Genomic DNA, 20,567 nt, shown 5'->3' on the forward strand with positions numbered 1-20,567 from the left:
GTTAGCGGCGCAGACGGCGCACGGTGGTCTCCGGGCCAATGGGGCCCTCATCCAGTTCAATTTCTATGTATCCGTGGAGCGCCAAAGCGGCGAGGCCAGCCATTGGGGAGGTCTCCTTGAACACCGTCAGACATTCTGAAACGGTTAAGGACCCATACTCCTCGAGCGCTGCCAGTAGCCTGACGCGATCACCGAGTGGCGCGCGGTGATTGCCGTAGCGAAGCAGGTCTTTGGCGTTCGCCAACCGGTGTCCGTGCTTTAGCTCGGCCACGTCGAAAATGCGAAACGTGCGATCATCTCGACGAGCAGCTTCCGCAATCGCAGTCGGGGATACTCCAGGTCTACGGTCGGGGGCGTCAATCAACACAGTGGACCCGCTGGCCGTGGTGGCGGTAAAATCGGGCACGTGGGCTTCGATGCCCACCGAAAGGGTCGTAGCCATGCACGACCAGGAGGCGATTTCGGGATCAACGTCGAGGAGGCAGGCCACATCGCGAGCGACCTGCGATCGGAAGGCCAAGCGACCAACGCATTTGACGGCTGCCTTGGGAAGGTAGACTTTGTCGACGGTCGGCTGGCTTGCTCGCCCCGTCTCGGGTTTAGACTGCGAGATACTCATCACGAACTCTCATCACAAACAGGTTGCGCATGCGCCAAAGGGCGCGCCGGCGATCAACCTATTCGTATCGAGAGATGGACGAGCGAGCTTTGCATGACCGGAAGATCTCAGAACAAAACATGAATGTCAATGGATTGCTGTATTAGATGTGCCTAACAAAGCTTAACGCTTCCTTTCCTCGGCCATTCCCAGCCTCCGGGGCCTCAGGCGCTACAGGCCCCGAAGCAGACATCACGACGCTCGAACCCGAACATTGCCCAAGTGCGAATTGGTTACGCTGTCGAGCGAGGGCCGATGCTGGGCGGCCGGCTTTATGATCCAGGCGTTGGAGACAGGATTGTAAACGCCCGGGAGGGGAAAGAACGTAGAGATCTTCTCAAAATCCCATATGTCGATAGTGGCGATGGGCAGATTGTGTGCGATCGCGATCGCGGCGATCGTCAGGTCGTTGCCGGGTCGTTTATCGCTTTCGGGGCCGACAAACCAAAGTTGTTTGAGTGCACGGCAGCTGTACATCGCGGCTTGTAGCCTCGCTACTTGGCTGTTCATGACGGGGTAAAGGAATTCGGTCTCGAGGAGACCATCCAGCCACGATCTGAGGAGCTGCGCCCGGGCCGGGTTTCTCGGGCGCAAACTGTGTATGCCTTGCTCGATTTCAACGATGACAGGATAGGGAATCGCGATCTGATCTTGCTGAGTAAGCCAGTGAGCGAGCCGAGGGTTTGGTCGCCTTTTCTGGGTGTCGCTGAGGATGTTCGTATCTACCAAGAAGGTATGGCATGACATGTCGCATGATCCTTCCGCTGCACCGCGCAGCTCGAAACAGATTCTTCTGTTTTAGTTAAAGCGTATTTAACGAGATGGCTAACTACGGGATGAGTCCGAACCGCTATGAAAATCTTGCGACCTAGGCCGGTTTAAATGATACCTACGAACGTGCTAAGATACGGCAGCAGTCTCGGGAGGCTCTTTGCCGAGTGCTGCATTAAGCGTGCGCAAAGGATTGTGGCGTGGGCGAACACCAGAATAAGTGGACCCGGGCTGAAGCCGAGAAAGGCATCAGCCAGGTTCTCGACGCGGCTAAGGAACTCGGAGTGCAACAGGTCAGCGATGGTGACGGCACATTCGAGGTCCGGTTTGTGTCGTCCGAGCGAAAGATAAGAGCCCAGGATTACCTTGCCAGAGGCGGACCTATCGACGAATGACGTTCGTCGAACGTCCGAATAACATCCAACTGTTACAAAATTAAAGAACTCGGTGCCGGTATTGCGTTCCCTGAGTACGCTCACAATTAATTCCGTTTTTTCCTGACCTGCAGCGCTGAACATTCATCCAGCGGCGTCTTCGCCGTCTCCAAAGTAAATTGTACTCGGAGAAACCCCAAAGGTACGTCCTTGGCCTTCGGTCCGCCTAGGGTCTGGAGCACGCGGTCGGAAGCCGCGCAACAACAACTGCTGATGCTTTCCTGCGCGATTTTTTGGTTGTCGGGCCATCGTTTCCGGACAATCATAGTTAAATCGACAGCGCAAAACGCGCGGAATTTCCATTCACGAAGAAGTAAAAGCGGAATGAAAACCAGAAAAACTCTCGTCCTCAGTGCAGGCCATCTGTCGGTGCGTACATCGCGCTTTCTGTCGCGCACCAAGGCCGTCGACTGGCCCGTACCCGGAGGGCAATACAGCGACATGGGATTCTTTTTTCATGTTGTTGACGAGAATGGCGTTGGACCCGACTTCGTTCCGAGGGACCTCTTTGATGTTCTGGAATATGCCAGAAATGGCGGTTTCACCTACGTCCTCATGGAGGCCGGGGCCGGCGTCTGTCCAGAATTGACTTTCTACGGGCGGCACGGCATCGCGAGCGAGCTTGAAGCCAATCATCTTTATAAGCGAAGCACCCAACGGGAGCTGGATGCCAAGAAGGCGCAGGAGGCGTTCGAAGCTCTAGGCGCATCGGCCGAGTTTAGCGCCTCCGACGGAGATCTCAGCTCGCGGATAAACGCTGTTGTTGCCGGCCTTCTCGAGCACGTCTCGAGCAACATGGACAACTCAATGTCGCTGCTACAGGAAGACGTGCAACATCTTGCTGACTTGGCGGCCTTATCCACCGCAATTCCTAATCGGGCACCGGAGGACTATCCCGAAAGCCGATCAGCATTACAGCTCGCACAACAGCGGGTTTCCGAGTTGACAGGCGCATTGGAGCTTTCCGACGAAGGCGAAGAGGCACGAGTATACGAAGCTTTAGGCGAGGCGAATTACCGATTGGATTTGGCACTTGCTGAGATGTGAGGGGCGGGATCGCGTTGAGTGGCTCCTGAGTCAACTGAAGCTCGTTAGGTCTGCCCCTGGCCGGGCCGGCACTCGCCCCTAATCATCTATTCTCTGCCGTCGTCTGCGGGCCACTATCCAAAACCACCGGCAAGGCCGACGAGATCGATGCCCTCGTCAACACCAATAGAATTGGAGACAATGGACAAGCAAATTCGTTTGCTTACCAGGCATGACGGCATCAAACTGCGTGGTGACATCAAGAGGCGCACGACTAAAAAGCATTCGCATTCGTGCCGCAGACTTGGACGCGATGTCGCGTTGGCTTTTGAACTCATCAGCACGACCGGCGGATCTGGCCCAGCGACGAGGACTAGCCGGCGACCATAACACAGCGAAGCAAAAGGAGATGAGCCATGTCAACGTTGTCCTCGCACGATTTCGATACTGCCGTGCTTTCTCCATCTGTTCCTGCTAAGCACTACTCAAGGTTAATAAAGTTCAACGACGAGATTGCCGAGCACGAGCCACACCAGGCCTCGACCACGGTGGATATCTATTCGGATGATAACAACGAGTGGTACTGCCAAGTTTGCCGCGGGGGACAAAAGACCCAGGCGATGGGCCCTTACACCAAGCGACAGGCAGAGCGCGTTCAAGACGCTCGCAGGACTAGGATAGCAACAAAGGGCACCGCTTGGCTGGTGTTTGAGAAAACCGAAGAGGGCGAAAGTGTCGAGAGCGGCTGAGTGGCAGTGTCAGTCAAGGCCTCGCCTATTGGGCCGCTGGGGAATTACCCGAGTACTCGGGTAAACGATACCTTGCCGTCCACTGAGAACTCTAATAACGCGTCGGCTCCCGGATAGCGGCATTTTGCAGACCTCATGCTTTCCGACGCGTTCCTTGCCCAAGCGCCTACAGGTTACGCTTCGTCTCAAAAAGTAGGCCTGCTTCGAAAAAATCTTGTATTCTTGCTGTCGAAAGTTATGGCCATTGGAAGAGCGGGCATCCGAAGAGCGTGGAAAGATCGCCCTCGGACATGCCTCGCAACGAAGCGTTTGGCATTCAAATACGGGTGGTCTTTCGAACTGCCGGCGACAACAAAATTCAAACGTATGGGAACGAGAGATGGCAAGAGCGAAGTCAGATCGGACAATCGCGGTTGCCAATGGCATTGCGGCAGACAAAGCGTTTGGCGCGGTCGCGCCCCCTCTTTACCTATCCAGCAATTTCGCCTTTTCGAAATTTGAGCAGTCGCAGGATTATGAATATTCTCGAACCTCCAATCCGACGCGCGATGTTCTAGCTGATACCCTTGCTAAGCTGGAGGGCGGTTCAGGCGCTGTGGTCACACCCACGGGGATGTCGGCGATCCATCTTCCTCTTAGTCGCGTGCCGGCCGGTGGCCTCGTGGTCGCACCACATGATTGTTATGGCGGAACTTGCCAAATCGTTGGGAGGCGTCGAAAGCCTCGTTGCGCATCCGTCAACAATGACACATGCGGGGATGAGCGTCGAAACACGGAGACTGGCAGGCATCACGGATGGATTGTTGAGAATGTCCATTGGGCTGGAGGCTAAAGACGACCTGATTGACGACCTTACGCAGAGCCTGTCACTGATTGCCTAGAGGCTAGACCTCAACGTCGCGTGGTTTCAGGCAGTCGACAGCACCTGCCACGGCTGGTCAGGATTGGAAAGTTGCCTCGAGAATGTCCAGGTGTGATGAACCTGAACGACCTTCTTCGGGTCCCCGTCAATGATCGTATTCTCGCTCGATCGGGTAAAATGGACCACTTCGGGGGAGAACAGCACTGTCACGTGGACCCTCTCCTGTTCAACGGCGACACCCAAGATTGTCGGTGAAGGATCGCTGATCAGGATGAATTCCGAGAACTCGCGTCGTGATTGGCGCGATTCAATCTCCTGCTCGAAAGTTACAAGTACAGTGGCGTCCAGCAACGGACGCAATGTCTGAAGATTGCCTGCGATGAAAGCTTTAGTCACTATTTCATAGGTGTTCGCTGCATAGCTCAGGAAGTCTTCGGCAGTGAAGTCCGGATCCATATCGTGCAATACGGTTAGTGCCGACCGGGTCAGAGGTGTGCTTTCTGCATCCCGCAGTGCCAACTGTTGCTTTTTGGTTTCGCTCAGATCGCTAGACGTTTTGTAGTTCTGTGAAGCCAAGTTCACGAGCATCCAGTAGAACAGGAACAAGGAAACGAGGTAGATAGTATTATTGAGGTTGATGGACTCGGTCACGGGATTGCCTCCAACGGAATTTCTGCATGCCTCCTCTCACTTAAAGATCGGCAGCGAAGAAAACTGGTGGCGTGGTGGTGGAGAGGAGGGATACCATTCCAGTGTCGTCGAACCGCTGAGACACTTGCTGCACTCCTACAGGAGATCTTTGCCGCCGGGTCCCACAAACTCGATACGAAAACCCTGGGCCCGTGCGCTTTTGATAAATCGATCTGCGCTCAAGACATCAACGGTGATCCTTCCGCCCAGACAGTGACCGAACGGTTGACCTAGTTCCGTGCGAACCCAGGCATCCGCTCGTTCCGAGCGGATGGAAATCTCCCACTGATCAACCGTTTTGCGATCGAGCGCGAGATCGCAGTTACCGTGTTGCGGCGCTGGGCATTCCGTTCCTGAATGCAACGCTTCGCTTTTCCGTGAACGATTGAAATCGGTGGGCATTGGTACGCTCCTGCCTGTTCCTACATGAGAGCCATCATGATCGTCTTGGCGGGACTGAGATCATTAAGTGTTGTGATGACGTCTTTGGCTGCAAGGACATCATTCTCCGGTTTCGGAGCACAGCGATCGTTCGCCTGCTCTTGTGCGCTAGTTCTCTGAACATTTCTCCGTCGAAGTATCGGATGCGCACAGCAGCTCATAGCCGTGCTACGGCATGCTGTGGCGCAGCCCAACCGTCGATAGCGACCACTCTGTGTTGTTTCTCAATGATATGCAAACGGAACTAATTGCTGGTTAACCACAAAAATATTGCATTAAAAAGGGAGCGCGTTGGCCAGGCGCACGCTTCATGTGACGAATGCAGGAATACACGCTGAATATTTGGTGGCGATTGTCTTGCCGGTTCAGTTCGATCGCGATGGCTAAACGAACACCATTACGACGATCGCGCCGATGACGATCATCACAAGCCCCCCTATCAACATGGGCAACAGACTGTTGTCCTCATCGACCTCCGAGTTTATTTGCTTTGTTACCGGCTCATCGTCAGTTGGTTTATTCATTGCTTGCCTCCATTCGAGAATAGCTGCGCTCCGTAGGAGGTGGTTCGCCAGCAAAAGTGGGAACGGTGTCTCTCTCCTACAGCCGATGCAGGGCGGGTCCTAAACAGACGCCTATATCCGCCGTCCGCGTGCTACGCCGGAACCGGGGAACGATAGCTTTCCATCGAAGAATCCCTGGGACGTCAGCGCCACGTCAGCAAAGCGTGTAGCGGTCAAAGATGATCTGGAAGAGGGGCATCGCTTCGCGAAACATTCTCGCCATCGTCGCCAGGTGTAGTCCACGTTGCACTGGTCTTAAAAGACTCTGACCGACACCTAAGAACTGTTGCCCGACATCGAAGGACCGTAAGGTTGCACCCCGACGGTTCACATTTCCAGATCTAGTTCGCACCCAGGGTCCCAGATAAATGAACATTGTCAATACATGTTTCCGGCGGCTCCGATCCTGCGACATTCGCGCGCGCGAACCGGTTTTAAATCATGAAAACTGCAGTAAACTGCTGCTTTAATTCATTTGTCTGTTGCTGGGCAGATGATAGGCTTGCAGTCAATTGGCTGGGCTGACGGTTACGTATACCGGCCGGAGAGACAAAATCTTCGATCTTCATCAGCTAGTTTTCACTGCACGTGAGGATCAGTCAGCTTGGCAATCCTTAGCAAAATCCGCGGCGTCTTTGATGCTGCGGACGACACGGAAACAATCGGAAATGATCACTCTATCGATGTTTCAGCAGCAGCTCCTCGAGGACGACGGCGTCATTATGCGTCTCGTCATGAGCCGAGTAGACGAGCGTGACCGTGCCCTCCGACATCAGCGCCCGCAATCGGTCGAGTTCGTCACGATGCTCTTCAATTTCCGCCATATACCGCCGGCGGAATTCGACCCAGCGGGCTGGGTCATGTCCGAACCATTTCCGAAGTTCGGTGCTTGGCGCGAGTTCCTTCAACCAGTGATCGATCGCCGCTTCGGACTTCTTGATCCCGCGCGGCCACAGCCGATCAACCAACACGCGGATGCCGTCGTCGGCGGTCGGGGTCTCGTATGCCCGTTTCAATTTCACTCTGTCGGGGATTTGTTTAGTCATCGACTTCGATCCTCGCTGTCCGTTGTTCTAAAGTATATAGGACGTGTGATCGCGACTGCGAGAGTAATATCAGCCCCAGAACCAAGATAAATAACTCCATTGATCAATTGATGGAGGTATTCACGTTGAGGAGAAGGACAATGAAGTTTTTCATCGATACAGCCGATACTGCTGAAATCAGCGAACTCGCCGCGGCGGGCTTTGTCGACGGAGTGACCACAAATCCTTCGCTGATCGCAAAGACCGGCCGACCGTTCAAGGATGTGATCAAGGAAATCTGCCAAATAATCGACGGCCCGGTTTCAGCGGAAGTTACGGCGAAAGACGTCGAAGGCATGATCGCCGAGGGAGAGCTCTTGGCGACCATTGCTGCCAACGTGGCCGTCAAGGTGCCATCTACGTGGGATGGATTCAGGGCTTGCCGGGCGCTCAGCACGCGCGGGCTGACGGTCAACGTTACCCTCTGCTTTTCAGCCAACCAAGCGCTGCTTGCAGCCAAAGCGGGCGCGACCTTCATTTCCCCATTCGTGGGAAGGCTCGATGATCTAGGGTTGAATGGCATGGAGGTCGTCCGAGAAATCCGTACAATTTACGACAACGACAAATCCTTGAAAACGGAAATTCTGGCGTCTTCAATTCGCACGGCTCTGCATGTGAAGGAGGCCGCGATGGCTGGCGCAGACATTGCGACCGTGCCGCCGGCGGTGCTTAGGAACCTCGCCAAACACCCGCTGACAGAAAAGGGTTTAGCATCCTTCCTCGCCGACTGGGATAGGACAGGGCAGGCGATCCTGTGATCGCTCAACATGGCATCGTTGACAAATTCAGCAACCATCGCAGCTGACGCAATCCCCGCGCGGAAGCTCGTCGGGTGTATTGATGAGGCAATCGCTGGAACGTCCACCATTGTGCTGTGGGGCTGCGAGGCAGCCGATCATGCCTGCTTTGGTCCCACGCTGCTCGATCTTCCAAAACGATATTTTCCGTCAATTGCGGCACCGTTTGCTACACAAAAATTGCACTAAACCGCTGATTAAAATCGTTTGCGCGGTGCCGAGTAAAGGGGAAAACTAGCGCATATCCCGCTTTGGAATCGCACTCTCCCCGCAACGCTTGCTCGTTCATGGACGGAAGTCAAATGACCTACAAGTCAATCGTACTCAATCTCAACATTGACGGTATGGTTGCCCCTGTCATTAGGCTCGGTGTCGAGCTGGCCCGGCGGTTCGATGCGGTCTTGATTGGATTTTCGGCTGCCGATGTTCCGCCGCCCATCGTGATGGAAGGAGGGACGACCTTCGAAGATGAAAGCATGACGCGCCAGCTACAGAATATCGAACGACGGATTGAGGACATTCGCGCGGAATTCAGAGGTCTTGCTGGCACAGCGGTTGAGACGGAATGGCGTGGTGCGGTAGGCAATCCGACCCGTTTGCTGATCAACGTGGCGTGTGCGGCCGATCTCATCGTCACCGCGTCGCCCGAGAGTGTCTTTTCTGGCAACGTTCATCGCTCCCCTGATCTAGGCAATCTCATCATTCAGTCAGGACGACCTGTATTCGTCGCCGCGGCCGATCAGAAAATTATCCGGCTCAACAAAGTCATTGTTGGGTGGAAGAATACGCGTGAAGCCAGGCGTGCTGTTGTCGACGCCATGCCATTTCTGCGACTAGCTCAGGAGGTTCGCATCATTACGATCAACGAAAAGGCCACTGATGCAATTTGGAACAGCCTGAACGATGTTGTCGCCTTCCTTTCCCGCCACGGCGTACAGGCGAAGGTGGAGATATTTCCGGAAAAATCTGATGGTGGAACGATCGTCGATGTGGCCGATGCAATGGATGCGGACCTGATCATATCCGGCGGCTACGGCCACAGCAGATTGAGGGAGTGGATTTTCGGTGGGGCCACCCGCTCGCTGCTCGAAAATGACCGGTTGAATCGGGTCATGTCGCATTGATCACTTGTGCCGCGGGCGCTCGACCGCGGGGGTCACGACTGAAAAGGATCTGAGTTCAGAGAGTTTCGGGGCTGCAAAATCGTTTTCCTCTGCCCGACAATCCGGGTGAGTACATTCCGCGCAGAGCGATGACGAAGCGGTTAGAGGTCGGGAATGGGGTGAGTTGGAGCACCAGGACTACCCACCGAGTTGATCGATAGAGTCATCATGACGCCGGGTGGTGAGGCGTAGCAGCGCCGCCCAATATGGCAGCAATCCGGTTGCGTAGATGAGGAGCCAGCTCCTCCTCGAACCAAGGGTTGCGGCGCAGCCAGACTGTACTGCGCCACGAGGGATGAGGCAGCGGGATCACTGCGGGACTATGAACGCGCCATGCGCGGACGGTCGCGGTCATCGAACGCCCCGAAGCGTGTTGCAACGCCCACCGTTGAGCGTAACCGCCGACCAGAAGCGTCAGTTCCACTTTCGGAAGACACGCCAGGAGTGACCGTCGCCAGAGCGCGGCGCAACGCGGCGGCGGCGGGTAGTCGCCGCCTTTCGGATTGGTCCCCGGGAAGCAAAAAGCCATAGGGGCCACGCAAATTCGCGGGTCTGTATAGAACGCATCGCGATCCAACCCAAGCCACTGGCGCAAGCGATCGCCCGAGGGATCATCGAATGGAAGACCGCTCTCATGCACCCGCCGTCCCGGTGCCTGGCCGCAGATCAAGAGACGCGTTTCAGTGGTTGCCTGAACCACCGGGCGTGGTTCGTGGCCGAATTCCGAAGCACACGCCCGACACGCACGGATTCTCGAAAGCAACGTGTCAAGTTGCGCCTCTTCCAACCCTGCGCGTGCTTCGCGGCTCCGCAGTTCGAATTTAGTTGCAGCAGTCTCCACCGTCGCTCCGGTCCTCTTGCGGCTCTACCCACTAATCGGTGCAGGTTGGCCAATGAAGAATTTAGGAACTCGGGCTGGAGTCGACCAGCTGCCACCAGCGCCGCGCGACCATTCGCCACGCCCGGGTTGCGTGCTTTAGCTTGGCGAAGCGACAAAAACCCCCGGTTAGTGGGGAGTCTTAGCGGCAAGATTAGTGTACTCAAATGCAAATTAATATCGTTTTTGTTGAGGGGTCGGATGCCATAAGCTCGGTCTAAGTACTTGAGCGAATGACGTCTTGTGCCGAAGCGCAGCCCACCGGATTCGCCCCCGTCCTGCTCGTCAAACTGTAGGCGCTTCCCGTCTGACTAAGTCGCACCGCACGATGGGGCTGGTTCGTGTGGCAGACCACTGACTGGCAGGCAGATTCCAGATCATGCTGAAGGCGGTTGTCAGGCCGACTTAGCTTTGCCTGGAGGGAAATCAAGGTTTAACAAGATGTCAGCGGCTTCCACATTTGCAAGACCGGTCTCGGATCCACGGCCCGTTGTTCTCATTACTGGCGGAACCGGGAACCTCGGTCGTTCGATCGCTCGAGCACTTCGTCCGGATTACCGCGTCGTTGCATTCGATCGGATGGCACATGATGCAGACATCCCCGTATTTGAATTCGACATTAGATCTGACGCTTCCGTCGAGCTCGCCCTTGATAGATTCCGCGATATGTTCGGCGGGCGCATCGCCAGCGTCATCCATCTCATCGCTTTCTTTGACTTTTCGGGCGAAGACGACCCGCGTTACCAATCCGTCAACGTGGAAGGCACTCGTCGCCTTCTGAGCTCGTTGCAACGCTTCGATGTTGGGCAGTTCGTTTATGCAAGCACCATGCTCGTGCACGCTCCGCGCAGCCCCGGAGAGCGCATTGACGAGCGCCAGCCGATTGATCCGCGCTGGGCATACCCGAAATCAAAAGCCGCGGCCGAAGAAGTGGTCCGCGCCGAGCACGGAAAAATCCCCTACGTCATTCTGCGGCTGGCAGGTGTTTACGATGAACGCACTATGGTGCCGACGATGGCCAACCAAATTGCACGAATTTACGAGCGGGAATTCCAGAGCTATTTCTATTCCGGCAGCACCCTTGTTGGCCAATCAATGCTCCATCGCGAAGATATGGTCGACGCCTTCCGGCGCGCCGTCGAGCGCCGCGCAGAGTTGCCGCTGGAAACTGCGGTCCTGATCGGGGAGCCAGATGCGATTGGCTACGATGCTCTCCAGGACAAACTTGGTTATCACCTTCATGGCAAAGACGATTGGCCAACACTGCGCCTGCCAAAGTTCTTAGCCGCCGCGGGCGCGTGGATGCAGGGTAGGCTGGAGCCACTGATACCGGATGTCATCGATCAGGGTGAGGAACCATTCATCAAGCCGTTCATGGTTGGCATGGCCGATGACCACTACGCGCTCGACATTAGGCGCGCGCGCGACCTGCTTGGATGGGAGCCGCGACATCGGTTGACTGACGAACTGCCCCGGCTCATCGCCACGCTCAAGGCTGACCCAGCCGACTGGTATGACGCCAATCGCGTTGCACCTCCGGCGTGGTTCGGCGAGGCCGCGGGTGCCGGAAAAAACGCTGAACTTTTGAGGGTTCAGCGCAAAGCACAGATCAAAGCCGAACATGGCGCAAGCCGCTGGGCGCATTTCGTCAATATCGGCCTCGGCACCTGGCTTCTCACGCAGCCGCCGCTGATAGACGTGTCCGAGCCGCTTCTGCGCAGAAGCGAAATGGCACTCGGCGTCGCGCTCATCGTCTGCGCCGTGCTGGCGTTGTCTTGGCGCGCGCTGTGGGCGCGCTGGCTCTGCGCCGGCATCGGCGCTGTGGTCATGGCTGTACCGTTCCTGTTCTCGACGACGAACGCCACAGCGTATCTATCCGACACGCTCGTTGGGGCGCTGATCTTCGGCTTTGCGGTCTGCACCAAACCCGAGCCCGGTCCTTCGGCGGTGGCCGCGCTGACCGGTCCGGCCGTCCCCTCCGGGTGGAGCTACAACCCGTCCGCCTGGACCCAGCGCGTGCCCATCATCGTGCTGGCCCTGATTGGCCTCTATGTTTCGCGATATCTCGCCGGTTACCAGCTTGGTTATATCCCGGAGGTATGGGACCCATTTTTTGCTGGCTCGCCCTCTGATCCGCAAAACGGCACCGAGAAGATTATCACTTCCTCAGTTTCGAAAGCCTGGCCGGTCTCCGACGCAGCCGTCGGCGGTTACGCCTATCTGCTTGAGATTCTCACCGGCATCGTCGGCTCGCGCATGCGCTGGCGTACGATGCCGTGGCTGGTCGTGCTGTTCGGCCTGATGATCGCACCGCTCGGTATCACTTCGATCGTGTTCGTTATCATTCAGCCGGTCGTCATCGGCACGTGGAGCACCATCGCTCTGATCGGGGCGGCGGCAGTCCTTGTGCAGATTCCCTATTCGCTCGACGAACTGCTGGCGACGCTGCAATTCATGCGTCGCCGGATCAAAGCAGGCCGGAACTGGCTGCGCGTGCTCCTTTTTGGCGACACCGACGAGGTGCCGGAGAGCGGGGCGGATCAACCCTTCCAAGACGAGTTCGACCGCTCGCCGGGTGCCGTGTTGAAGAGTATGATTGGGGGCGGTGTCAGTCTCCCGTGGGGTCTGGCTCTTTCTGCGTTGATCGGCCTATTCTTGCTTTTCACACGCCTCACGCTCGGTGCCGAAGGGAACATGGCGAATGCGGACCATGTGATCGGCGCGCTTGTTCTGACCGTAATTTCAATCGCCGCCGCGGAAGTGGCGCGGCCGGCTCGGTACCTGAACGTGCTTCTAGGGTGCGCACTATTCGTCACGCCGTTCGTCTTTGAAGCGAGCCTTGTTGGGACACTCGCGAGCATCGCGGCCGGGTCCGCCTTGATCTTGCTCAGTGTGCGTCGAACTCCAATAAGGGAGCGTTACGGGAATTGGAATCCCTATTGAGTGGGGCCATGCTTAGGAGTCGCCGCGTAATTCTCTGGATTGCCAATTAAGATGCCACTCAGTCGGCGCTACGCGGAGCGAGTTGTTGTCACCGTTGTTCTGCCTCACGTTGTCCGGCCCTGCATTGGAGGTTCTCACGACCAGGAAGCCTCCCCTGAGGCGCACCAGCACTGACCGGACGAGGTTAATGCGCAGATCGTTTTGGAAAGTCTCAGAGTCGGTGCGTTGGTGAATGAGGTCGCGGAGCAAAATTGCAGTTGCGGCAGGCGGTGACTGTCCAGCCAGGACAGAATGTCATCGAGGTGGTGGCCTATGACAAGCTGAACCACGTTTTCTCCGAACCTGCGACGCTGCACGTCAACTCGACCACGCAACCGAGTTCGCAGTCTCCGCGTTTGTTCGTCCTAAGCATCGGCATCAACAACTACTGGGACAGCCGGCTGCGGCTCAACTTCGCGGCAACGGACGCATCGGACGTGGCTAATGGCTTCCAGGCCGGAGCGAAGGATTTGTTTGATAAGACCGAGATTGATGTGCTGCTCGATGAAAAAGCGACCAAGGCGGGCCTGGATGGCGTTCGCCAAGATCGCAAGCGCAATCGGCGACACCGACGTATTCGTGTAGTACGTCGCCGGCCATGGAAAGACCGTCGAGGGCCGCTACTATTTCATTCCTAACGACATAAAATACACCGGGCCGTCATCGATCGTGGAGTAGGGGGTCAACAGGACGACTGGCCGCAGTGGCTGGCCCGCCTCCCGGTTCGAAAGACGCTACTGCTTTTCGATACCTGTGAAAGGTGTACACTGGCGGTGGATCAGATAACGCGTGGCTTGGCCAGGCTGGCTGCCGTCGATCGCTTGGCCAAGGCCACTGGGCGATCCGTCCTCGCCGCTCCAAGCGACGACCAGCCACCCTGGAGGGATTTTCGGGTCATGGCATATTCACCTACAGCCTCCTGGAGGCAATGTCCTCTGCCGATCCCAGCCATTGCGGGCTAATCCAGGTGGCCGCGCTAGCGTCGTATGTCGTTAATCGCGTGCCCGACCTTGCCTTCGGAAAATTCGGCATGCGCCAAACCCCAGAAATGAACCTCGTCGGGCAAGACTTTGCCGTCGCGAAGCCGGTCTCGGTTCTCACCAGTTCCGACAAGGACTTCGTGCCGATCCAGCCAACCCATGTGCTGTTAAAAACAACGGCAATCCTCGACGACAAGGGAGCGGCGAAAGGCGATACACCCCTTCTTTCCGGGACGACCCTCCGGGTTCTCTCGGAAAAGGACGACTTCGTTGAGGTGGCGAGAGCGGGCCGGAGGCTAGGGTTCCTGCACAAGGACGACCTTGCACCTCTTCAGTAGTTTGACCGATCATCATTAAATATCGGAACACGGCACCGTCACCTATCCCCGTTGAAGCCGCCGGCTATGTTAGCCGCCACGATGCACTTGTCTATCGGGTGCCTTATCGAAGCCAACCGCCCTTTACTTCCAATCACTCATATGCGGCTTTCAAAGCTTGAATGCCGATAACAATCATTATCGGTAGTCAGAAAATCACCGTTCCAGATCGGCAATTAGAGCCTCGATTTTCGGCCGAAGATCGTGATCCACAGAATTGTGCAGCATCGCATTTGTCAGGTAGTTCAGCACGTCTTGCCGACGCTCAGCAGGAATGTCCGACATGGACTTGTCCGCTAGATCGCGGTTGAGGTTCGCGGCGTCGTCGGAGGTAAACTGCCCGCCGTCACCAAGAGCGAGGAAATCCAGCATCTTCATATGAGCGTCCCTTAATTTTCGTAGCCGTTTGTATAGCTATCCAGCACTTTGCCGTCATGGATCAGATCGAGTTTCACTCGTGTTCGATCCGGGCCGGGTGAGTAGGATTTCGATGTGTCGCGCATTGTGTGCTTTACTCGCACTTCCAGTGGGCCGAATGGCGCAACATAGTCCTCATCAATAGACATACCGCTATGTTTGCCGCCGTCCTCCAAGACGAGGCCCGCCGCGCTTACCGCAGCTTGCCACGCGCTATCGCTCTTGTCCGTCGCCGATGCGTCGATAGCGTTCTTGATCGATGTGATGGCCTCAAGCAATTTCATGTCGCCTCCCGCGAGTTTCCAGTTTCCGCACAGGTAAGTAGAGGGCGGCACTTTGCCTAGTCAGGGGCCGTTAAAACTTCACCTCGCCCGCAAAGACGGATCGGCGGATGTCGGCCGCCCGCGATTTGACGAGATCGATCGCCTCGTCAATCGATAGTCGCTTTCCGCTCAGTTCGGACTCGAGGGGCAAGTTGGCGTCTCCACCAGGAGCGCGGAACTCGCAGAACTTGATGCCCAACTTCTGCATACGGCGAAGGTTGTGCAGCTGGTTGGCCTTTGACCACTCTGTGTGCAGAGCCAACTCCAAAGCCTCGACAGCCTCATCAACCTTGCCGACTGTTATCGCCTCGAAGAAGCGCGTCCCAATTTTCCGTCGGGCGTTTAAGCCTTGCGCCTTGAGAGCGTCGGGGGTCATCAATGCCCCGGCTCGTGTGATCTCTTGGACTGGACCTTTGAAATTCATACCGTCGTTCATTCGAGCAAAGGCTATGTCGGTAATCCATTCGATGTCGCTGGGCTTGAACCGTTCTGTTCTCGCGATGGCTTTGTTTAACGCGTCCCGCGTAGGATAAAGGTCGGCGAATTCCGGCCCGCTGGTATCGATCGACAATGAGGCCGCGATTGCCTTGATGTCATCACCTTGTGGAAGCTTGAAAATCTTCGAAAACCAGCTCATCCATCCTCCCGACTGCCACCGAGCATTCCGATATCATTTTCACGACAAGGATCGCGTCGCTAGCCCTCCTTTAACGAGCCGAGCGCCGACGATCTATGATCTGCTCGATCAAGCGCGGTTGTGGCGACCGTCCGAACCGATTTTCGATAAACCGGGTCTGGATCTCGTCGACCGCGTATACGAACCGCACCGCGCCCTCCACGACCTGCCGATTGCATTCCTTTACGAGGCCCGTCTGATTGGCGCGCAGCAGGCCGTTTAGAAAGCGGGTGTCGTTCGAGGCTATGAATAGCAGGCGCGGCCCGATAGGCAGCGCTATGTGGCCTTGCTCGCCCTTGAGGCTATTCGAGCGGATGACGGGTCGATCCGATGTTAACAGCGGTGGGGCGGACACGGGCGTCTCAAGAACCCGCCAATGCATGTTGTTGATGTTCGTCCCAACGCTGTCATGTTCAAGAAGCGAATTGAGAATCTCGATCATGTATTTCTCTTTGACAGCGAGGGGCTGGCTATCGAGAAAGTCCGAGAACGTCGGAGGATCACCAGGCGTCCGCTTTGCTTGATATCGCGCTTCGGCGTCCGCATCAGTGCGGGCGAAGTCGTCATGCCACCACTCCCGGAATGCGTCGATGTCCTCAGGGCAACGCAGAAGCAGAGACATCATGAACCGTGTCCATGCCGTGCGGCTCTTGGCGGTCCACGCAGCATTGTGGCCGTGGCGATACAGCATTTCGAGCGCGTCGGCCGCCATCGTGTCGATGGGCTTGAAATAATTCTCTTCGAACTGCTGCGCTAACTCAGGCTCGACACCTTGCATTTCATACAGCCGCTCCCTGTAACCCGTGCGTTCGGGCATTTTCGGCTTGGCGACGATCTTGCCGCCGTGAACCTTCGCGAACTCGGTTACCTTGCCCAACGTGCCTGCCCAACGGCTCAGGTAGAAGGCCGGGATGTAGTGATGTTTGGTCGGCGGGTTGTCTGATTTCATATGGCCGATATATCAGATCGCTCGCGGCTAGAACCAGTCGGGACCGTCATCCGCGAGTACTACCAGCCCCGTCTCGTGCGCCGCATCGATGAAGGCCCGAGCTTCTTCGGCTGTATCGTCCTCACTGCCACGTAGGATGGCCTCTCAGACCCAGGGCGGTCATGTAGGTCTCGCCGTCGGTAGGGGCCGGCCATTGTGTCATCAGGCAGTTCGCGAGATCGAGAACCGAGGACAGCTCGTCGAAGCTGCCCCATTGGATTTGGACGGGGATGATCTCCACGCCTACGCAGTGCCTGTTATGGCTTCAAACCCGATGGAGTAGGGCAGGCGGCCGATTTATGCTCACATGCGCTGAGATAGGATGCTGCGCATCAAACCAAACGCAATCGGCCCTCTGGCTTTCCCACTGATCGTGGAGCTGCACTCAATCCAGATAGTGGATTTCGGTTTGATCCGGCTCTTCCGCTTTCAGGCCATCCAGCCCGCATGCTTTTCTCGCAGGAGGGTCTATTCCCGGAATAGCGCCCCGCGCTCACTTCCTTAGGTTTTCCTCATTCTTCCAACCCAACCAGATTTTCCCGTCCTTGTCGCCATTCCATGGATCACCGAACGCTTTCGAAGCGGGAATGTCGTCTTCCCGCTTCAGTGCTTTCTTGATGGCATGGCGTTCCTGATGGTGAGCCAGTTTCTTGCTTGGCTTATCGCTATCTGCGCAGACCCCTATGTAGGGCAACTTTTTCCTCGATCTCGCCATACTGCCTCTTTCTCGTTGTTCTCAAAACGCGTGTTTCTCGAACAGATTCCGGCCATTTTCGTCGTAGGTATAAATATTGTTGCCGCGCCTTATGCTGACAGTCGACCCTGTAAAACCAACCAGGCCATCCTTCGGTCCGGTCCCAGCCGGGATTTGGCAGACATTCCGGCCGCGCTCATCATAAACATGGACGTAGTCACGTTTCTGAAAAGCGGATGCGATCGCCATCAACGACCCCTCGTTTTCTTGAAACCACGCAAGAAGCCTGTCCTAGAGTCTCCGATATCTCTCAAGTTCAGGGTTCCAAGCTCTGCAATTATTTCTTCGCGTCGCTTTTTCCAGCGCCCCTCTTTCTGATCGTCATCAAAGCCAAAAACAAAAAGGGCGGGGTCCGTTATAAGGCTCAGCGCCGTCTTGCCCTCACCAAGGCCACGAAAGGTTTCTTCGACCTCGGCCGAAACATTCGCCGCCCCCAATTCCCTTTTGAGGCGTAAAAGATCGGAATTGAACCGACAGACATTACGATAGGGTTCAATCAGGCTACCCTCTCTGGCTTGAAGTTGTCTTCGGTAACCTTTCAGCTGGCTCAGTATGTTGACGCTGAAGAGTTCCGAATTGCTGAAGTGCTTTGCCTCCCAGAATTCGAGTGCGAAACCGTCCCCGCTAGGCAGCAGCCTCACAACGTCGATGCGATCCTGCTTCCTGCTGTCGATTTCCGTCTCCGCATGTTCTGGAGCAACGTCGCTTGGAAGGCTATGGAATGCCACTTCTACGTCTATCACCCAAGGGTCTCCGTAGATTGCGTTGTAGACCCCCCGTCCTTCATCGCCGATATAAGCCTGTGCTGCAGATTTCATCTGCTTCAGCGAGGCCTGCTTTGCGTAGTCAGCTTGGAGATGGGTCTTGTTGTATTGAAAAGCGCCCTCCCGCAGCTTGATATAGTCAGCGTTTACGATCAGGTACTTAACGTGTGTCTTCGGGAGCACTTTCCCGTTTGCAAAGCCAATGCGGTAAAGAGCGCGGCCAAAGTAATATACGTCGATGGCTTCGTCCCGGAGAGCAAAGATCATCTCCTTGTCCATGAGCGCGTCCCAAAGCCAAGCCCCTCCTGGGCTTCGTGCCGTACCCTCAAAAAGTCTCATGTTTTCTGGGCTGATATAACGCCTAAATTGTGCTGTCTGCACTGAAAGCTCATACATAAAACCATTCTCCATCGACGACACGGGCCACGTTCCCAAAAAGCCCCTCAAATTGATCCGGTTGAAAGGTGTGGATTGGCACCAGCTTTTTGGCCTGCATCGCCTCGGCGAACCGTTGAAGGTCGTGTGGGTCAGCATGGCCTGAAGTGTGAATTATCTCGAAGCCAACCGAAGCGGCTCTGCAGGCGTCCTGAAATTTGATCCCGGCTTCCTCCTTGAGATAGCCGTCCCATTGAGACCAGATTGCCGAGGCACCCATTAGCGCTCCGGCTTGGGCTAAGTCCCGTAGCATCCATGGTCTCATCAGCATTGCGCTTTTGGCAGCCTCTTCAGGCAGCGCTTCCGGGAAGACCCGGCGGCCTTTGTACGCATCCACCAGAGCAGCGATATTCCTCTCCTTTAGGAATCGCCGCTGGGCCTGCGGAATGTAGACCTTCACGTCCGGCCACTCGTCCGTCGGCTTGGGAATTGATTTCGTGTCGGTGGCCTTTAGAACTTCCGCAGCGTAGGCATCGACCAACAACCGGCGTCCCGATCGCTTAGCGGCTCGGTAGACGCTAACGACGCGGTCGATATTTTGGGCGGAGCAAGCAACGAGAACGATCCCGGCAGTCCGCCTCATCGTTTCGAGCAATCGATTCTCGATCTCGTTTTCGGTCTCGAAGCGTTGAGACGTGGACAGGCGGCCAAGGCTCGAGCCTTCCATCAACAGGAGGTCTACGTCCGCTGGTGGTGAGGCAAGGAACCGCTCGAACAGGGCTGCCTTCCGACCATGACCGCGGATGTCGCCCGAGTAATATATGCGCCTGCCGCCCGCCTCGATTAGGAACCCATAGGCATCGAATCCCGAGTGGTCCATAAGATGCGGCGTTATCCAGAATGGCCCAAGCTCGAAGGCCTTCTGGTCCTCGTAGACCATGGCAGAGTCCGGCGCATAGCCGCCTGGCATGAAGGGAGCAGCCGCTGTCATGATGGACAACGTCTTGCGTCCCAGATGAACATTGATCCCCCCGGGCAATTTGGGCAGCAACCCCCAGTGATCACGATGCCCGTGGCTCAACAAAACCCCAAGCAGCGAGCCATCGGCGGAATGGATGGCCGGAATGTGGGGAAGCTCAGTTGCTTCCAACTCCGCATTCAACGGCAACCCGAGATCGACGACGATCCGCTTTCCGTCGTACTCTAGTTCAACGCAGCTACCGCCGATCTCCCGGGTCCCTCGATGAATGCAGATTTGCAACTGTCCGGTCATGCATTTCCTTTTCGGAAGACAGTGGGTAGGCGATTGGTTTTGTGGTGTGGGTCTTTCAACAACATCACGTTGTCGCCGAGGTGCCAACGATCGATGATGACGGCTTGGAGGTTGAGGGCGAAAATGTGGGCATCGGCCAAAAGAAGGAACGCATTATCTTCCTCCCGCCAGTTCACCCGCCCTCTAGGAAAATACTCATAGTCGAAACGCGCGATGCTGCGGTCGGCAGCAGCGACCTTCGACCACGCGTCCACATGACCTTCCTCAATCGTCTTGAAGCCGCCGATCGACGCTACTTTACCTACATCATGAGCGAGGCTCACTAGCCGAAGGTTTCCCCTGCTTTCAACGAACCAGAAGATGCCTAATCGAGGTGCCTGCGAGGTGGTGGCGTTTTTCATGGCAATAAATACGTGGAAGGGGTGCGATCTTGTTACACCTAAATCCAAATTAGTAGCTGTGTAACATATTTGCCACTGGTCAACATGTTTGCAAATGTCAATTTTTCGTTTTGGTTCAATGACTTATTGCTTCCCTCATCA

General features: G+C 56.1%; 26 protein-coding genes and 1 pseudogene. 10 read left to right on the top strand and 17 right to left on the bottom strand.

Translation table 11 applies throughout. The features are described from left to right. Position 1 precedes the first annotated feature (1 nt). Entirely contained in the window at positions 2-619 is a 618-nt protein-coding gene (locus MOV76_RS06905) for a hypothetical protein (protein WP_247264150.1), read from the bottom strand. Between the two features lie 231 nt (positions 620-850). Further along, positions 851-1,405, bottom strand: coding sequence for a PIN domain-containing protein (locus MOV76_RS06910; RefSeq protein ID WP_247264151.1), 555 nt, complete (start codon positions 1,403-1,405; stop codon positions 851-853). A 224-nt stretch (positions 1,406-1,629) separates the two neighbouring features. Here MOV76_RS06910 and MOV76_RS06915 point away from each other — a divergent pair, with 224 nt between their 5' ends. The 5 genes and pseudogenes from MOV76_RS06915 to MOV76_RS40300 all read left to right on the top strand — a co-directional run bounded on the left by MOV76_RS06915 (position 1,630) and on the right by MOV76_RS40300 (position 4,519). Next, a complete protein-coding gene (locus tag MOV76_RS06915) occupies positions 1,630-1,824 on the top strand; it encodes a hypothetical protein (RefSeq protein WP_247264152.1) in 195 nt (64 codons plus the stop codon). 363 nt (positions 1,825-2,187) lie between these two features. Then, positions 2,188-2,910 carry a hypothetical protein gene (locus tag MOV76_RS06920; RefSeq protein WP_247264153.1) on the top strand — a complete coding sequence of 241 codons (723 nt, stop codon included), beginning with the start codon at positions 2,188-2,190 and terminating at the stop codon, positions 2,908-2,910. Between the two features lie 395 nt (positions 2,911-3,305). Further along, on the top strand, positions 3,306-3,638 hold the full coding sequence (locus MOV76_RS06925) for a hypothetical protein (RefSeq protein ID WP_130729720.1): 333 nt from the start codon (positions 3,306-3,308) through the stop codon (positions 3,636-3,638). A 379-nt stretch (positions 3,639-4,017) separates the two neighbouring features. Beyond that, a pseudogene (locus MOV76_RS40295) lies at positions 4,018-4,258 on the top strand (PLP-dependent transferase); the annotation flags it as partial. A gap of 63 nt (positions 4,259-4,321) precedes the next feature. Then, positions 4,322-4,519, top strand: coding sequence for a PLP-dependent transferase (locus MOV76_RS40300; RefSeq protein ID WP_408987986.1), 198 nt, complete (start codon positions 4,322-4,324; stop codon positions 4,517-4,519). A 26-nt stretch (positions 4,520-4,545) separates the two neighbouring features. Here MOV76_RS40300 and MOV76_RS06935 read toward each other — a convergent pair whose 3' ends face one another. The 5 genes from MOV76_RS06935 to MOV76_RS06950 form a co-directional block, all read right to left on the bottom strand. Then, positions 4,546-5,151 (bottom strand): Tim44/TimA family putative adaptor protein, encoded by a 606-nt coding sequence (locus MOV76_RS06935; RefSeq protein ID WP_247264155.1) that lies wholly within the window; start codon positions 5,149-5,151, stop codon positions 4,546-4,548. Positions 5,152-5,286: 135 nt separating this feature from the next. Continuing rightward, a complete protein-coding gene (locus MOV76_RS06940; protein WP_130729723.1) occupies positions 5,287-5,592 on the bottom strand; it encodes a hypothetical protein in 306 nt (101 codons plus the stop codon). A 422-nt stretch (positions 5,593-6,014) separates the two neighbouring features. Further along, on the bottom strand, positions 6,015-6,155 hold the full coding sequence (locus MOV76_RS06945) for a hypothetical protein (protein WP_165403395.1): 141 nt from the start codon (positions 6,153-6,155) through the stop codon (positions 6,015-6,017). Between the two features lie 473 nt (positions 6,156-6,628). Then, the gene (locus MOV76_RS39835; protein WP_258719730.1) at positions 6,629-6,763 is read right to left on the bottom strand and encodes a hypothetical protein; all 135 of its coding nucleotides are present in this window, start codon (positions 6,761-6,763) and stop codon (positions 6,629-6,631) included. 108 nt (positions 6,764-6,871) lie between these two features. Further along, positions 6,872-7,240 carry a DUF488 domain-containing protein gene (locus MOV76_RS06950; protein ID WP_247264156.1) on the bottom strand — a complete coding sequence of 123 codons (369 nt, stop codon included), beginning with the start codon at positions 7,238-7,240 and terminating at the stop codon, positions 6,872-6,874. A gap of 140 nt (positions 7,241-7,380) precedes the next feature. On the opposite strand from MOV76_RS06950, the gene fsa reads away from it, so the two are divergent. Together fsa and MOV76_RS06960 are read left to right on the top strand one after the other, a co-directional pair. Further along, a complete protein-coding gene (fsa, locus tag MOV76_RS06955) occupies positions 7,381-8,037 on the top strand; it encodes a fructose-6-phosphate aldolase (protein ID WP_247264157.1) in 657 nt (218 codons plus the stop codon). A 341-nt stretch (positions 8,038-8,378) separates the two neighbouring features. After that, positions 8,379-9,200 (top strand): universal stress protein, encoded by an 822-nt coding sequence (locus tag MOV76_RS06960; protein WP_247264158.1) that lies wholly within the window; start codon positions 8,379-8,381, stop codon positions 9,198-9,200. A gap of 205 nt (positions 9,201-9,405) precedes the next feature. Here MOV76_RS06960 and MOV76_RS06965 read toward each other — a convergent pair whose 3' ends face one another. Beyond that, the gene (locus MOV76_RS06965) at positions 9,406-10,026 is read right to left on the bottom strand and encodes a uracil-DNA glycosylase family protein (RefSeq protein ID WP_408987987.1); all 621 of its coding nucleotides are present in this window, start codon (positions 10,024-10,026) and stop codon (positions 9,406-9,408) included. Between the two features lie 531 nt (positions 10,027-10,557). Between MOV76_RS06965 and MOV76_RS06970 the strand changes: the two genes are divergently transcribed. The 3 genes from MOV76_RS06970 (at position 10,558) to MOV76_RS06980 (ending at position 14,416) form a co-directional block, all read left to right on the top strand. Next, a complete protein-coding gene (locus MOV76_RS06970) occupies positions 10,558-13,059 on the top strand; it encodes an NAD-dependent epimerase/dehydratase family protein (protein WP_247264159.1) in 2,502 nt (833 codons plus the stop codon). Positions 13,060-13,310: 251 nt separating this feature from the next. After that, positions 13,311-13,736, top strand: coding sequence for a hypothetical protein (locus MOV76_RS06975; RefSeq protein WP_247264160.1), 426 nt, complete (start codon positions 13,311-13,313; stop codon positions 13,734-13,736). A gap of 290 nt (positions 13,737-14,026) precedes the next feature. Continuing rightward, positions 14,027-14,416, top strand: coding sequence for a hypothetical protein (locus MOV76_RS06980; protein WP_247264161.1), 390 nt, complete (start codon positions 14,027-14,029; stop codon positions 14,414-14,416). A gap of 195 nt (positions 14,417-14,611) precedes the next feature. On the opposite strand, the gene MOV76_RS06985 is transcribed toward MOV76_RS06980, so the two are convergent. The 9 genes from MOV76_RS06985 to MOV76_RS07025 all read right to left on the bottom strand — a co-directional run bounded on the left by MOV76_RS06985 (position 14,612) and on the right by MOV76_RS07025 (position 20,426). Then, complete coding sequence (locus MOV76_RS06985; RefSeq protein ID WP_247264162.1) at positions 14,612-14,833, bottom strand: hypothetical protein; 222 nt, start codon at positions 14,831-14,833, stop codon at positions 14,612-14,614. An 11-nt stretch (positions 14,834-14,844) separates the two neighbouring features. Then, positions 14,845-15,156, bottom strand: a complete 312-nt coding sequence (locus MOV76_RS06990; RefSeq protein ID WP_247264163.1) for a hypothetical protein — start codon at positions 15,154-15,156, stop codon at positions 14,845-14,847. A 70-nt stretch (positions 15,157-15,226) separates the two neighbouring features. Next, positions 15,227-15,832 (bottom strand): hypothetical protein, encoded by a 606-nt coding sequence (locus MOV76_RS06995; protein ID WP_247264164.1) that lies wholly within the window; start codon positions 15,830-15,832, stop codon positions 15,227-15,229. 70 nt (positions 15,833-15,902) lie between these two features. Continuing rightward, positions 15,903-16,820, bottom strand: a complete 918-nt coding sequence (locus MOV76_RS07000; RefSeq protein WP_247264165.1) for a DUF4238 domain-containing protein — start codon at positions 16,818-16,820, stop codon at positions 15,903-15,905. 532 nt (positions 16,821-17,352) lie between these two features. Beyond that, positions 17,353-17,574, bottom strand: a complete 222-nt coding sequence (locus tag MOV76_RS07005) for a hypothetical protein (RefSeq protein ID WP_247264166.1) — start codon at positions 17,572-17,574, stop codon at positions 17,353-17,355. A gap of 21 nt (positions 17,575-17,595) precedes the next feature. Next, positions 17,596-17,802 carry a hypothetical protein gene (locus MOV76_RS07010; RefSeq protein WP_247264167.1) on the bottom strand — a complete coding sequence of 69 codons (207 nt, stop codon included), beginning with the start codon at positions 17,800-17,802 and terminating at the stop codon, positions 17,596-17,598. Then, entirely contained in the window at positions 17,802-18,656 is an 855-nt protein-coding gene (locus MOV76_RS07015; RefSeq protein WP_247264168.1) for a hypothetical protein, read from the bottom strand. The genes MOV76_RS07010 and MOV76_RS07015 overlap by 1 nt, the downstream gene beginning before the upstream one ends. 109 nt (positions 18,657-18,765) lie before the next feature. Next, complete coding sequence (locus tag MOV76_RS07020) at positions 18,766-20,025, bottom strand: MBL fold metallo-hydrolase (protein WP_247264169.1); 1,260 nt, start codon at positions 20,023-20,025, stop codon at positions 18,766-18,768. Further along, positions 20,022-20,426, bottom strand: a complete 405-nt coding sequence (locus MOV76_RS07025; RefSeq protein ID WP_247264170.1) for a hypothetical protein — start codon at positions 20,424-20,426, stop codon at positions 20,022-20,024. Before MOV76_RS07025 ends, MOV76_RS07020 begins: the two co-directional genes overlap by 4 nt. Between the last annotated feature and the right edge of the window lie 141 nt (positions 20,427-20,567).

It is taken from the genome of Rhizobium sp. PRIMUS64 (genome assembly GCF_023006465.1).
Lineage (GTDB): Bacteria > Pseudomonadota > Alphaproteobacteria > Rhizobiales > Rhizobiaceae > Rhizobium > Rhizobium leguminosarum.

Excerpts from the sequence above, each read along its gene's own strand:
- MOV76_RS06905 (WP_247264150.1), bottom strand. The coding sequence starts at position 619 with ATGAGTATCTCGCAGTCTAAACCCGAGACGGGGCGAGCAAGCCAGCCG.
- MOV76_RS06910 (WP_247264151.1), bottom strand. The coding sequence starts at position 1,405 with ATGTCATGCCATACCTTCTTGGTAGATACGAACATCCTCAGCGACACC.
- MOV76_RS06920 (WP_247264153.1), top strand. The coding sequence starts at position 2,188 with ATGAAAACCAGAAAAACTCTCGTCCTCAGTGCAGGCCATCTGTCGGTG.
- MOV76_RS06925 (WP_130729720.1), top strand. The coding sequence starts at position 3,306 with ATGTCAACGTTGTCCTCGCACGATTTCGATACTGCCGTGCTTTCTCCA.
- MOV76_RS40300 (WP_408987986.1), top strand. The coding sequence starts at position 4,322 with ATGGCGGAACTTGCCAAATCGTTGGGAGGCGTCGAAAGCCTCGTTGCG.
- MOV76_RS06940 (WP_130729723.1), bottom strand. The coding sequence starts at position 5,592 with ATGCCCACCGATTTCAATCGTTCACGGAAAAGCGAAGCGTTGCATTCA.
- MOV76_RS06945 (WP_165403395.1), bottom strand. The coding sequence starts at position 6,155 with ATGAATAAACCAACTGACGATGAGCCGGTAACAAAGCAAATAAACTCG.
- MOV76_RS39835 (WP_258719730.1), bottom strand. The coding sequence starts at position 6,763 with ATGAAGATCGAAGATTTTGTCTCTCCGGCCGGTATACGTAACCGTCAG.
- MOV76_RS06950 (WP_247264156.1), bottom strand. The coding sequence starts at position 7,240 with ATGACTAAACAAATCCCCGACAGAGTGAAATTGAAACGGGCATACGAG.
- fsa (WP_247264157.1), top strand. The coding sequence starts at position 7,381 with ATGAAGTTTTTCATCGATACAGCCGATACTGCTGAAATCAGCGAACTC.
- MOV76_RS06960 (WP_247264158.1), top strand. The coding sequence starts at position 8,379 with ATGACCTACAAGTCAATCGTACTCAATCTCAACATTGACGGTATGGTT.
- MOV76_RS06970 (WP_247264159.1), top strand. The coding sequence starts at position 10,558 with ATGTCAGCGGCTTCCACATTTGCAAGACCGGTCTCGGATCCACGGCCC.
- MOV76_RS06980 (WP_247264161.1), top strand. The coding sequence starts at position 14,027 with ATGTCCTCTGCCGATCCCAGCCATTGCGGGCTAATCCAGGTGGCCGCG.
- MOV76_RS06985 (WP_247264162.1), bottom strand. The coding sequence starts at position 14,833 with ATGAAGATGCTGGATTTCCTCGCTCTTGGTGACGGCGGGCAGTTTACC.
- MOV76_RS06990 (WP_247264163.1), bottom strand. The coding sequence starts at position 15,156 with ATGAAATTGCTTGAGGCCATCACATCGATCAAGAACGCTATCGACGCA.
- MOV76_RS06995 (WP_247264164.1), bottom strand. The coding sequence starts at position 15,832 with ATGAGCTGGTTTTCGAAGATTTTCAAGCTTCCACAAGGTGATGACATC.
- MOV76_RS07000 (WP_247264165.1), bottom strand. The coding sequence starts at position 16,820 with ATGAAATCAGACAACCCGCCGACCAAACATCACTACATCCCGGCCTTC.
- MOV76_RS07005 (WP_247264166.1), bottom strand. The coding sequence starts at position 17,574 with ATGGCGAGATCGAGGAAAAAGTTGCCCTACATAGGGGTCTGCGCAGAT.
- MOV76_RS07010 (WP_247264167.1), bottom strand. The coding sequence starts at position 17,802 with ATGGCGATCGCATCCGCTTTTCAGAAACGTGACTACGTCCATGTTTAT.
- MOV76_RS07015 (WP_247264168.1), bottom strand. The coding sequence starts at position 18,656 with ATGGACAAGGAGATGATCTTTGCTCTCCGGGACGAAGCCATCGACGTA.
- MOV76_RS07020 (WP_247264169.1), bottom strand. The coding sequence starts at position 20,025 with ATGACCGGACAGTTGCAAATCTGCATTCATCGAGGGACCCGGGAGATC.
- MOV76_RS07025 (WP_247264170.1), bottom strand. The coding sequence starts at position 20,426 with ATGAAAAACGCCACCACCTCGCAGGCACCTCGATTAGGCATCTTCTGG.